The sequence below is a fragment of the Paraburkholderia bonniea genome (genome assembly GCF_009455625.1).
GTDB classification, from domain to species: Bacteria; Pseudomonadota; Gammaproteobacteria; order Burkholderiales; family Burkholderiaceae; genus Paraburkholderia; species Paraburkholderia bonniea.
The window spans coordinates 54,084-66,186 of the sequence record NZ_QPEQ01000002.1; the positions used below are offsets into that span (position 1 = coordinate 54,084).

At 51.8% G+C, this 12,103-nt stretch carries 8 protein-coding genes and 1 pseudogene; 4 read left to right on the forward strand and 5 right to left on the reverse strand.

Annotation, left to right across the window (positions count from 1 at the left end):
• Nucleotides 1-53: 53 nt before the first annotated feature.
• Nucleotides 54-413, reverse strand: coding sequence for a DUF3564 family protein (locus GH656_RS14230; protein ID WP_153076736.1), 360 nt, complete (start codon nucleotides 411-413; stop codon nucleotides 54-56).
• Nucleotides 414-682: 269 nt separating this feature from the next.
• On the opposite strand from GH656_RS14230, the pseudogene GH656_RS14235 reads away from it, so the two are divergent.
• Nucleotides 683-1,807 (forward strand): annotated as a pseudogene (locus tag GH656_RS14235) (Rieske 2Fe-2S domain-containing protein); the annotation flags it as partial.
• A 197-nt stretch (nucleotides 1,808-2,004) separates the two neighbouring features.
• Here GH656_RS14235 and GH656_RS14240 read toward each other — a convergent pair.
• Nucleotides 2,005-2,475, reverse strand: a complete 471-nt coding sequence (locus GH656_RS14240; protein WP_153076738.1) for a VOC family protein — start codon at nucleotides 2,473-2,475, stop codon at nucleotides 2,005-2,007.
• A 281-nt stretch (nucleotides 2,476-2,756) separates the two neighbouring features.
• Here GH656_RS14240 and GH656_RS14245 point away from each other — a divergent pair, with 281 nt between their 5' ends.
• Nucleotides 2,757-4,202, forward strand: a complete 1,446-nt coding sequence (locus tag GH656_RS14245; protein WP_153076739.1) for a hypothetical protein — start codon at nucleotides 2,757-2,759, stop codon at nucleotides 4,200-4,202.
• 206 nt (nucleotides 4,203-4,408) lie between these two features.
• Here GH656_RS14245 and GH656_RS14250 read toward each other — a convergent pair whose 3' ends face one another.
• Together GH656_RS14250 and GH656_RS14255 are read right to left on the reverse strand one after the other, a co-directional pair.
• The gene (locus GH656_RS14250; protein ID WP_153076740.1) at nucleotides 4,409-6,004 is read right to left on the reverse strand and encodes a hypothetical protein; all 1,596 of its coding nucleotides are present in this window, start codon (nucleotides 6,002-6,004) and stop codon (nucleotides 4,409-4,411) included.
• A gap of 129 nt (nucleotides 6,005-6,133) precedes the next feature.
• On the reverse strand, nucleotides 6,134-8,941 hold the full coding sequence (locus GH656_RS14255; RefSeq protein ID WP_153076741.1) for a hypothetical protein: 2,808 nt from the start codon (nucleotides 8,939-8,941) through the stop codon (nucleotides 6,134-6,136).
• Nucleotides 8,942-9,462: 521 nt separating this feature from the next.
• Between GH656_RS14255 and GH656_RS14260 the strand changes: the two genes are divergently transcribed.
• Nucleotides 9,463-10,158, forward strand: a complete 696-nt coding sequence (locus tag GH656_RS14260; protein WP_153076742.1) for a hypothetical protein — start codon at nucleotides 9,463-9,465, stop codon at nucleotides 10,156-10,158.
• 29 nt (nucleotides 10,159-10,187) lie between these two features.
• Here GH656_RS14260 and GH656_RS14265 read toward each other — a convergent pair.
• Nucleotides 10,188-11,287, reverse strand: a protein-coding gene (locus tag GH656_RS14265; protein WP_425495843.1) for an IS3 family transposase whose coding sequence is annotated in 2 segments (ribosomal slippage) — nucleotides 10,188-11,026 and nucleotides 11,026-11,287 — 1,101 coding nt in all. Because the reading frame shifts where the segments join, the coding sequence is not laid out codon by codon here.
• A gap of 93 nt (nucleotides 11,288-11,380) precedes the next feature.
• Between GH656_RS14265 and GH656_RS14270 the strand changes: the two genes are divergently transcribed.
• Complete coding sequence (locus GH656_RS14270) at nucleotides 11,381-11,977, forward strand: hypothetical protein (protein WP_153076743.1); 597 nt, start codon at nucleotides 11,381-11,383, stop codon at nucleotides 11,975-11,977.
• Nucleotides 11,978-12,103: the final 126 nt, after the last annotated feature.

Below are 12,103 nucleotides of genomic sequence, written 5' to 3' on the forward strand. Positions count from 1 at the left end.
CTTAATGAGCGAAATTAATGAGCGAAATTAATGCATGGGCTGAATGAGCAAACTTAATGAGCAAAAAGGCTGCGTTCGGCGCGGACTGGCTGGCGGTCGATGGCCTGCAGCCGCCACGAGCCGCCCGGTGGCGCATGGTGCCCTGAGAGCCCCGGCCATGCCACAGGCCCGCGCGCCTGGGCATCGTCGACGGCGGAGACATTCAGGTCATACAGCGTGCACAACGGCACGTCATTGCCTGCGGCGCACAACATCGTGACGCCATGCTCTTCGCGCAGCTTGCCCCACGCCGGTAAATCAACGCCATCGTGAGCCTCTCTCGACCAGCGATGCTGTTCGGTATCTAGCCAGAGCACGGCGTAATCGCGTGCTGTGCCGGGGTCCGGTCCTTTGAGCAAAATCGTCAGACGCATGATGGCTCCTTGAGCAAACGGTGGCGCTAGCTTCTTAGTCTAGGAAAGAACCTGCTGCATGCAAGGATGGTGTGAGGCATCGCGTGGTTTCAGCCGCTTTCGCGGGACAAGGCTTCGAGTAGACTGGGCGGCGCTCACGGTTTTGCCACGCTTTTCTTTTGTCATTTCCTGTCTTCCTGTCTTTTCGTCGTTCTCCGTGGTGTATCAAGCTCAGTTCCCTCAGTTCCAATACGCGTTGTTACGTGCTGCTGTATCTGGAGGCGTTACCCATGCATATCGTTCATCCGCTCGAAAGCCCCGCTACCGAGCCCGTTTCCGAATCTGTTTCTACTCCTGAATCTGCATCTGCCGCTGTGCGGGATTTACGCCGGGTGCCGTTGCATCCCGATCATTGGTATCCGCTGGCGTGGTCGCGCGAAGTCAAGCGTGGCAAGGCGCATGGGGTGCGTTTTGCGGGGGAGCCGATCGTGCTGGTGCGCACCGCGTCCGGGGCGGTGTTCGCGCTGGAGGACCGCTGCGCACATCGGCAGGTGCCATTGCACGCTGGCGTGGTGGATGGAGAGTCGCTGCGTTGCGGCTATCACGGCTGGACCTATGACAGCAGCGGCCGTTGCACCGATGTGCCGTATCTGGGCCGCGAGCGTTTGCCCAATGGCGTGCGGGCTTATCCGTGCCGTGAAGCGCAAGGGCTGGTGTTTGTATTTCCGGGCAACGCTGCGCTGGCTGCCCAGCGCGCGTTGCCCGAACTGGGTTCGGCCGGTGACAAGGCCTACAAGACGCGTCGCTTTGGCCGTGAAGTGGCTTGTCACTATTCGTTCATGCACGAGAACTTGATGGACATGAACCACCAGTTTTTGCACCGGCGGCAAATGGGCCAAATGCGGGCCCGCTCGCTGGGACGCAGGCGTGGCGAAGGCTGGGTCGAAGTCGATTACACCTTCGCGCGGATGAAGGGCAAGCAGCCCTTGGGCGAAGCGCTGGTGTTTGGCCAGAACCGTCAAGGCAAAGAGCAGAACGATCAGGACGTGATGACGATCCGCACGCAGTATCCGTACCAGACGCTGCAAATCCGCACGGCCGATGCGACGCTCGTGATGGATCTGTGGATTGTCTACGTGCCGCTCGATGCGGCGCAGCGCACTAACCGCACGTTTGGACTGCTGTCGATCAAGCGGCCCGGCATGCCGTTGGTGCTGGATCTGGCCTGGCCGCTACTGGTGTGGTTCACCGAACGCATCTTCAAGGAAGATCGCTGGATTGTTGAGCAGGAGCAGCAAGCGCATGACCGCCAGGGCGCTGACTGGAATCACGAGGTGTTCCCGGTGATTAACGAGTTGCGCGCGTTGCTGCGGCAAAGCGGCGTGCCTGAAGCTGAGGCGGGCACGGGCACGGGCACGGGCGTGGGCATGGGTGCAGGTGCAAAAGCTAACGCCGGTACAGCCGTATCTGCGGCGCTGCCGCCGACATCTCGCGCCGGGGCCTGTGAGATTTGCCCGGCTTGTCACAATCACAAACGCGGGGTTTAACCACCCGCTTAAAACCCGCTGTTAAACCAGGCGCACGCCACCGTGGCGTGCGCGCTGGCAGAAGCCTATTGCTTTAGCATCGCGGCCTTCGCGGCCTGAATTTCTTCTTCGCTGACATCGCGCACATGCGTGGCGATCGACCACACATGGCCAAACGGATCTTGCACCTGACCGTAACGGTCCCCCCAGAACATGTCGGTCAGCGGCATCTTGACCGTGGCCCCGGCTGCGGTGGCCTTGGCAAATACCGCATCCGCGTCTTTGACATACAGATGAAGCGCTACTGGCGAGCCTTTGAGTGCGATGGGCCCAGGCATGCCGCATTCGGCAGATTCGTCCGCGAGCATAAGCACCGAGTCGCCAATTTTCAGCTCGGCATGCATCACTTTGTCGCCTGGCCCTGCCATGCGCATTAATTCGAGCGCATCGAAGGCTTTCTTGTAGAACTCGATTGCCTGAGCGGCACCGCCGCACACCAGATAGGGCGTGATGGTGTGCATTCCTTCAGGAATGGGCTTGACGGAAGATGAGGACATCAGGTGCTCCTTGAGGTGGGGCGGGTTAATCGAAGCGGGATGCGCGGGCCGTGGTGAGCGCGCTAGATGGAGTAGACGCACAACACGCGAGAGGGAAATGGTTGCCCTGCTCAGCGGTTGGCCTGACGAAGTGTATGACACCAGAAATAGAGCGCAATAGAGAATGTGCTAGCGGAACGTTTGCCTGATGGGCGTTACGAATAGTGGTCCAATTTGAATAAATTTTTATGTCTTTAAACGGTGTATCTCGATCAGGCGGTGCGTCAAAGCAGGACATTTCGATGGAGGACGTTGGCGCTGTTGTTGAGCCTGTACAGCCCCGGGCGTTGCAACAAGGGCAGGAAATCTGTGCTGGCCCGATGTCTGTTCTCCCCGTGCTCGATTTCTCCGCCACGAGCAAGCGAGCGGCACCGCCTGATCATGGCGCTGTCTGGAACAGACTGGCCATCCTCATACAGAGCGAGCCTTCGCAAGAGTCTTGTGCCGAGCTGGCACGCCTTTTGTCCAGCGTTATGTGCTCTCCATGGCAACTGACGCTGCGAAAAGACGTTCTGGAGAGCAACGAAGTGCCCGTCATCCAGTGGTTTCTGAAGAACTTGCCACTGGAGTATGTGCAGCAGGCGGTGGAGGTGCTGATTGATCTCGATATGGATTGCGCCGGGAGCCGTGGCAAGGTTCAACGGACGCTGGTTGATAGCGGCATGATTTTTACCCTGCGGCGCTCAGATATTACGCAGGCGCTGCTTAAGGCCGGAGGGTTCGTGCCGTCGCATCGCACGCTGGAGCTAGCGTTGCGTCTGGCCGACTACAAAAGCGTGGCGCTGTTGCTTGCATATGGTGTGTCTATTCCCGCGCTGGCTAGTGAGGGTCATTCGCCGCTAGAGCGGGTCTGTGAATATGTTGTTCGAGATCGGTTGGGACGAGAGGATCTTGATGCTCCGCCAAAGGATAACTGGCTTGCCAAAAAACTTAAGGAGCGTATCCCGCCGGAGATGGCTTTGCATTTTCTTAACCATGCGCGCTCGAACAAGGATGGGCCGCTAGAAGAATGGGCATGTCAGGAGAGGAACAAATACTGTGATGCGCTCGCTTGTCTTGATCTTTATCAAAGCGCGGGGGATAGCGAAAAAGTATGGCTGCACGACCAGGTCATGAATGCGGTGCTCGACAGCGGGCAAAGGCAGGCGTTGATTAATGCTGTGTTTCTGGTTGACTGGCCCGTGCAGGTTAGTCAGTTAACCGAAGCGCGCCTGAGCCAGATTGAGGCACGGCTCACCGCGTTGAAGGTTATCAAAGCCGTAGCAGCTACCCAGGATGTTCCGTTTTTGCCGGAAGACTGTGCGGAAAACCTGCTGGCGAACTGCTATGTGCCTCTGGAGTCTTCCTGGATGGGGACCTTGGCGGAGGCTGGTCAGGCCTACCACGCGCGCAAGGAGCGCATGTTACGCCGCTTGCTTGAGTCGGCAATTGAGTTGGGCGAAGGCAGCAGCGCAACTTTGCGGATAGAGCTTTACGAGAAGCTTGACTGGCTGCGTGATGAGGTTTTGGACCCGGCCCCGGAACTGGCCGATGAGGAGGACAGCACAGGGGAGCGGCGAAGTACTTATCTCAACCGGCTTTTGGCTTTTCCGATGTTTTCTTCAGTTCTACCCGTGCTTACCATTAGCGGCCCGGCAAATATGATTGCTGGTTCTCAGGCGTTTTCTTTAGGTCCACCCGCGGCATGACGTGGTAAGCCGCATCTGACAGACATGCTGCATGACACCTCGTTGATGTGCGACGCGCCATTCCAGAGGCTCATGGCCCCGGCGCGGTTGATGCTGGTTTGATTCTGGACGGCGCGGCTCAGTGGCTCGCTCGGGCTTGGTTTTTGCGCGTGCAGCGCGGACAACTGGCCAAGCCTGGGCTGCCATGAAGTTGTGCTGTTTTTCTGTCAGGTTTTATATTTTTGAAAAATTTCCTCCAGCTTCTTTCGGGAAAGATTGGTTTCCTTTATTTCTGTGACGATCGCATGTTCCAGAGCGGCGTGAGAACCGTGCCGAAAATTATTCGCAAACCAGGTTTGATCTTCTTCTCCCCACCACGTCAGATAATTACAGTGATTATTGCTTCTGGACAAAGCATAAGTGATGGCGTCACTGGCGTATCCTCGCGTAATTAAAGTGCCACCCCAATCAACTAGCTGCGTGATGCCGCGGCGGTAATTAGAACCCTGAATTATCCATAAAATTTGCAACGGATCAAATCCGGTGCTAATAATTTTGTCAAAATTCTCCTGAAGAAATTCATTGCAATTTTTGTATTTGCGAACAGCTTTAATGCTGCCATTGACGTTTTCTGGTTGATAAATTCCGTTTAAATGCCTGTTGGAAAGAAAATTTATATAGCCAGGTGGGCGATGGCTGTGAAATTTTAATTCGAACTGGCAAATATCAAAAAAACGTTCCAGCGTTGTTTTTTCTCCTGCTTTGAAATTATCCGCGCACCAGTTAATCACTTTATATAGTTGATCTGGCTTGCAAATAATGCCACTACTAATTTCTCCATTATTTTCATAAAGTATTTTTAAAGCCAGATCGCCGTAATAAGCTGGTGCTAGGGCGGCAATTAAATTCAGGATTGTTTGATCAGAATGTCCCCAGTTTTTAAGATCGGGGAGTACTGCGGCAAGGCAATTAAAAAAATGTACGCCTCGTGGACAGGCCTGCTTGTATGAAAAAGCATCAGCAGAAAACCCAGGGAGTTCGCTGGTTAATTGGCTGATACACGATTCGATCGTAGCCATTTCCCTGCCTGAACTTCCTGGATAAGGAAAAAAGCGGAGTTTTTTGCTGACTAGATTATCGTTACAAAGCGGGCGGCCATTGTAGATTTTTAAAGCAGCAGGGTTGCCATGGGATATCGACCAGGCTGGAGAGTTTTTGGCCCAGATTAAACTGGAATCCGGAAAATTCAGCGTCTGGCTCGTGCTTATACTTTGCTTGACTATGTTTTTAGACGCGTCAAAACGGTGAATTTTCCAGCGCGTTGGCCGATTTTTCTGCTTCGTATCTAAAGTAGAAACAGAAATAAAAACGGATGAATCATGAGGGACTTTTGTACTCGGTTTATTCTGCGGGCCACTTTCTATTAAATGCCCATTGATTAGCCGAAAATTATTTCTGTAAATTTGTGGTATTGGTGTATTTGTATTGCCATGTGTCACGGTAGTTTGATTAATTTGGCTGGTGTTTGTGCAAGGTATGTCCGGCTGGTTGGTAGCGGGATAAGAAATTTCGCGCTGCTGCGCTTCATTTAAATCATGGCGTGCTGAGGCAGTGTCTGGCATCGCATCAATGGTTATTTCCGTTTGAAGCCAATGCGTTGTGCCTAGCGGCTGCGCTCTTAGCTGCGGAAGATTAGCGCGGGTTTCTTCATTATTTGTTGGTAATATCCCGGAGAATATCTGGTCATATTCATGGTCATAGGACGGGATTAAATTAGAAATATCTATGCTCTCGAAACCAGACAGCCCATCGATAGAATTCATCGAGCAGTACATCCTTAAAATAGAATAATCCTGTTGCCAGGTTGTTCAGTAATTATTTAAACGGGGCTGCAAAATAGTCTCTGCGGCCCCGGCTGCGCTGCGAATTTAATTCGCAGGCTGATGGGCAGTTTATTTGTTATCTGTCAGATTTCTGTGGGCGACAGATAGCGTACTGTTCTTTATCAATGTGTCGCGGTAGGCATCAATTATACTGCGGATGTCAATGGATTTTATTTTTTTACGATTTGAATTTTCAATCATCAATTTTTGCAGTTCGGAGATATCTCCTTTATATTTGCTCCGCATTGCTTCCATGTCGCTCCACCATTGCATAAAATTCCTTTGTTTTCCCTGGTAGATAACATACGCAATAGCAATTGGATGATATCCCAGATTAACCAGGCGGCGGCCTTTGGTGAGCAGGTGATTTATTCCTGAATTGCACCAGTCATATGAGATGGTGTGCATAATTTGCACTGGACTAAATCCAGCTTCAAGCAACGGAGTTACATGATTTTTTAGTATATTACCGGTATTTGCATCATTGATAAAAGTCCTGGTTCGACTCGCAAGATAATTGCCATTATAAAATTTTTTCACATACGGAATATCGTCAATATCTTGAAACATATTTTCGATATTTTTCGTAATTTCCAGTTCAATAAGACAAAGTTGGTATAAGTAAGCAACTTCCCCCTTGTCTGATATGGCGGAATAATGCTTAAGCAATGTCTCTATCGCGTCGTGCAACGTGTTTTTTGCAAAAAATGGACTTTGATCATAATATTTATAGATTAGGCGTAATATCATATCTCCATAATAATGAGATGCGAGGGCGACGATATTTTCATCGGAAAATTCGACCCATTTGAATTCTGAATATATTGCAGCCAGATAAGTAATTATTTCGTTATTTCTTGGGTGGTCAACCAATTTCTCGCCTCCGGCAGCCAGTATTCCGGGGGATATATTTTTTAATTCTGCGAGATAATCTCTTTTGGCAACGATATCGTTACTAACTTCAGGTCCTGGGTCCGTCATACGGTATTTTTTTAATACTGACTCATATTTTTTTTGATGAGGCCTGTCTGAGTTATTTGTTTTGTCTGAAGCCTGGTTTTTCTGGGAAGGGGGGCGTTTATTAATACTGGACTGGGGCAAGGTTTTGATATTTTCGCTGATATAACCGGCTGTATTCTGGGACGTATTTGTTATGGCCAGAAAATCCTGATTCTGGATGCCAGTACCCGGTTGTATGCCAAGCAATCTCTCTTTCTCTATCTGTGGTAGTGAATTGAATGACGACAAAAATTGCTCGTAAGTTATTTCCTGATTTCCCGTCCCTTGATAGCTGGAATTTTGATTTTGGTTATTTGACGGCTTACAAGCTTCGCACAGGCACAAAGGCGGGTGGCTAACAAGCGGTGAAGTCATCAAGCTCTGATTTTGCCAAGCCGCCTGATCGGGCACGCCAGAATCATTTTGCGAATGATTCTGAATCACCTGATTTCCATCTACAGGCAGAAAATGTCCGCTGTTGACTGATACGAACGATGCTTGGGGAGGATTATGCTGAATCTGCATTTCCATCCCCTGATAGCTTGGATTTTGATTCTGGTTATTTGACGGCTTACAAGCTTCGCACAGGCACAAAGGCGGGTGGCTAACAAGCGGTGAAGTCATCAAGTTCTGATTTTGCCAAGCCGCCTGATCGGGCACGCCAGAATCATTTTGCGAATGATTCTGGATCATCTGATTTCCATCTACAGGCAAAAAATGTCCGCTGTTGACTGATACGAACGATGCTTGGGGAGGATTATGCTGAATCTGCATTTCCATCCCCTGATAGCTTGGATTTTGATTCTGGTTATTTGACGGCTTACAAGCTTCGCACAGGCACAAAGGCGGGTGGCTAACAAGCGGTGAAGTCATCAAGTTCTGATTTTGCCAAGCCGCCTGATCGGGCACGCCAGAATCATTTTGCGAATGATTCTGGATCATCTGATTTCCATCTACAGGCAAAAAATGTCCGCTGTTGACTGATACGAACGTTGCTTGGGGAGGATTATGCTGAATCTGCATTTCCATCCCCTGATAGCTTGGATTTTGATTCTGGTTATTTGACGGCTTACAAGCTTCGCACAGGCACAAAGGCGGGTTGCTAACAAGCGGTGAAGTCATCAAGCTCTGATTTTGCCAAGCCGCCTGATCGGGCACGCCAAAATCATTTTGCGAATGATTCTGGATCATCTGATTTCCATCTACAGGCAAAAAATGTCCGCTGTTGACTGATACGAACGATGCTTGGGGAGGATTATGCTGAATCTGCATTTCCATCCCCTGATAGCTTGGATTTTGATTCTGGTTATTTGACGGCTTACAAGCTTCGCACAGGCACAAAGGCGGGTTGCTAACAAGCGGTGAAGTCATCAAGCTCTGATTTTGCCAAGCCGCCTGATCGGGCACGCCAAAATCATTTTGCGAATGATTCTGGATCATCTGATTTCCATCTACAGGCAAAAAATGTCCGCTGTTGACTGATACGAACGATGCTTGAGGAGGATTATGCTGAATCTGCATTTCCATCCCCTGATAGCTTGGATTTTGATTCTGGTTATTTGACGGCTTACAAGCTTCGCACAGGCACAAAGGCGGGTTGCTAACAAGCGGTGAAGTCATCAAGCCCTGATTTTGCCAAACCGTTTGGTCGGGCACGCCAGAATAATTCTGCGAATGGTTCTGAACCACCTGATTTCCATCTACAGGTAAAAAATGGGCACCGTTTACTGGTACGAATGGTGCTGGGGGGAAATTATTCCGAATCTGCATGCCGGTAGTCGGCAACATTTCGTATGGGGATTGAGCTGGAGTGCTCGGAACAACGCCCCAATTCGTTGCACTGCCAGATAATTCGTCATATTTGAAATTAGTGTCCATTATGCAATCTCTCAAAAATATACTTATTAATGACTTTTGGTGGAAATTAAATTGAATAATATAGCGTGTCGCTACTGTATTTTATTTTCATCTCCTGTTATTTTTATCATTGGGGCTTGCGCTGTTGAAAAACTCAAAGTTATTGTGTCATGTGCGATTATTTAATTGCTATTTCATCTGGTTTCGCGCGTCCAGAAGTATCGATATATTTATTGGCAATGGTGCGTGCCATTTAAAATCGCTAACTTTTCAACAGAACACTGAGTAACAACGGCATGTGCTTAGTTCCCACGCAGCCAGGCACCAGATTTGGCCGCCGCATATAACCGGAATAGCTGCGGACGTTATGCGAGGGTAAATACTGACGCGCACTGAGTAAAATTGGAACGTTCCGGGTGCCGATGTTACGAAATTGCATTCTTTTCGTGCCTTCTTCATCTATGTCCTGGGATTTCGCGCTCTTTGTGCGCAAAGGTTGCAACTCTTCTGCTAGTGCCCCGGGCCTGACCGGAGCGCCCCCGTTGCTCACCCCCCGGGTGACGCTCCCGCAGATCATCGAACCCAAGGCGCTGTCGTCGCAACAGGTTTTGCCATCGGTGTTTCAGCATCTTTACGCCACTGATTGGGACAACATTTGCACCGCGGTGCTTGACGGTAAAGAGCAAGTGCTGCGGGGCTACATTCCTGGCGCGAATTTGTACCAGCTGGAGGATGGCCGCTGGGTCATCGACGGGCTACCTTCGCTCCACTGGCTGATGCGATCGTTGCCTGAGACCCTGGGGCGCGGTCTGGTCGATCTCCTGGCGAACCGGGCGAGGGCCAAAAATGAGCCGGTTGGCGCGGCGCTGTATCAATTCCTTCGTGCCAGTGAGCCCTACCAGCATCGGCGCGGAGATTTGACTTGGGCATTGCTGGAGGGCGGTTGCGCTTTCACTCGGGAGCAAGGCGGTGAGTTGGTGCTCCTGGCCGCCCGGTCTGGGGATGAGGCAAGCGTCAAGGCGCTGGTGAAGTTTGGTGCGCAACATCAGCTGGGTTCGCTGCTGCCAGACAGGCTGCCTGGCATCTGTGACAAGAAGGCTCATTTCTGCGCTTCTTCATTGCGCACTTTGCTTGCGGCTGGCCTGATCCAGTCGGCTTGGCAAGACAGTGATCCGCAGGGCAAGATTCCTTCCCTGATGGCCGAGCAGTTTCTCCCTTATGCGCTGGCGCTTGGCTGACCTCCCCCCGGATAACCGAGCACTTTGGCCTAGAGAGTTCCGGCTTCAAGGTGGGCAAGTCGGAACTCACCCGGAGTCAAATCGCCTAGCGAACTATGCGGTCTGAAGTCGTTGTAATCCTGTCGCCAGCCTTCGATCTTTTCTCGGGCATCGTCCAGTGACAGAAACCAATGCACGTTCAGGCATTCATCCCGAAAACTGCCGTTAAATGACTCGATGAACGGATTGTCCGTGGGTTTGCCAGGACGGGAGAAGTCCAACGTTACGCCATTTTCATACGCCCAGTGATCCAGCGCATGAGAAATAAATTCGCTCCCGTTATCGACCTGTATCCGTTTCGGGGCACCTCGCAGCGCTTTTAGATGTCCCATCGTTGCCACCACATCGGCAGCCTTCAAGGCGTAATCGACGGTAATCGCCAAGCTCTCCCGGCTAAAGTTATCGACCACAGTTAAGGCCCGGATTTTCTGCCCGTTGAACAACTGATCGGCCACGAAATCCATGCTCCAGCACGCATTCACCGTAGAGATTTCGGGGCGCTCCATACGGTGTGCGGCAGCGACACGACGGCGAGGCCGCTTACGCCTCAGGTTCAGCCCCTCTTCACAGTAGATTCGGTAGGTTTTCTTGTGATTGATCAACCAGCCTTCGCGGCGCAGCAGAACGTGAATGCGCTCTACGCCGTAACGTATCCGAGTTTCGGCAATCTCCCGGATGCGCCGGCGCTCGGCACGGTCATCACGTGGGCTCGGCACATAGAAGTACGTGGCCTGGCGTAGCTGCAATAGTGCTGTCGCACGCCGGATGCTCACCCGATACGCTTGAATCAAAAAATCAGCCAGCTCGCGCTTACGGGCTGGCTTCACAGCTTTTTTTGCACCACCTCCTGAAGCATTTGCTTGTCGAGGCTTAGGTCGGCCACCATGCGCTTGAGTCGGGCGTTCTCCTCTTCGAGTTGCTTTAGGCGCCGCAACTCCGAAACGCCGAGGCCGCCGTACTTCTTCTTCCAGTTGTAGAACGTGGCTTCGGAAATACCCATCTTCCGACACACTTCTGCCACCGGGGTACCCAGTTCGGCCTGCTTCAGCGCGAACGCGATCTGTTCTTCCGTGTACCTGGATTTCTTCATGCAAACCTCCCGCCCGTCAGGGCTTCAAATTTGCCAGAAATCTCTACTTCTCGCCGCTACGGTTTTTCGGGGGGAGGTCATGGCGATGAAACCATGGCGGATTGGGCGGAGCGTCATCTGGATCACGAGACTTGCTTCGATCCGGTGCCTTATCTGATGTTTTTTCCAGATGCCAGCGAGCCAGGAAAGCAGCGTTTGCTGCACCGGTTTCACCGGTATCTCCAGGATGTTCCGGGCGCTCAGCAGGCAGTGATCGACAGTTTTCACGAGATTTTGCCCAGCAGCGCTACTACGCCCGAGTCGATGGTGGCGGACTTGAGTATGCTTGCGCGCCGGCTACAGGCGCTGCTGGAGATGGGCTCGCAGGCTTGGCTGACTAGCCGTTCGTTTGATTCAGTGGCGGAGGGCCTGCTGCGGCATTGCTTGTGCGCTGTTATCACGGTCTGGTCGCGGCCGTCTTCGTTTCTTTATATGGAACAAAGATGCCAGGAAGAACGCCTCGTGCGGTGCGCTTATGAGATCTCGATCACGCTAAGTGGCCGCGAGAGCACGCCGGGCCGGCAAGAGCACATCAGCCATCTGTTGGCCTTGTGCCAACAGATGGAGTGGCTAGGCGTAGGCAGGACGGAGCGCTTCAACTATCTGAAGCGCATGCTGGATTGGCAGAAAGCCTCGTTGGTGAAGGACTGAGGGCGGGTTGGTGTAGACGGCGCGGGGGTCTTGTTTGGCTGGTGCTCAAAAAAAAAACGGAAATTAGCCGACGTTTTGCCGCGAATGGTTACTTAACGGGCTTGGGTTGTCATTTTTTGGCCGTAA

Coding starts and splice junctions, on each gene's coding strand:
- GH656_RS14230 (WP_153076736.1), bottom strand. CDS start 413: ATGCGTCTGACGATTTTGCTCAAAGGACCGGACCCCGGCACAGCACGC.
- GH656_RS14240 (WP_153076738.1), bottom strand. CDS start 2,475: ATGTCCTCATCTTCCGTCAAGCCCATTCCTGAAGGAATGCACACCATC.
- GH656_RS14245 (WP_153076739.1), top strand. CDS start 2,757: ATGGAGGACGTTGGCGCTGTTGTTGAGCCTGTACAGCCCCGGGCGTTG.
- GH656_RS14250 (WP_153076740.1), bottom strand. CDS start 6,004: ATGAATTCTATCGATGGGCTGTCTGGTTTCGAGAGCATAGATATTTCT.
- GH656_RS14255 (WP_153076741.1), bottom strand. CDS start 8,941: ATGGACACTAATTTCAAATATGACGAATTATCTGGCAGTGCAACGAAT.
- GH656_RS14270 (WP_153076743.1), top strand. CDS start 11,381: ATGGCGGATTGGGCGGAGCGTCATCTGGATCACGAGACTTGCTTCGAT.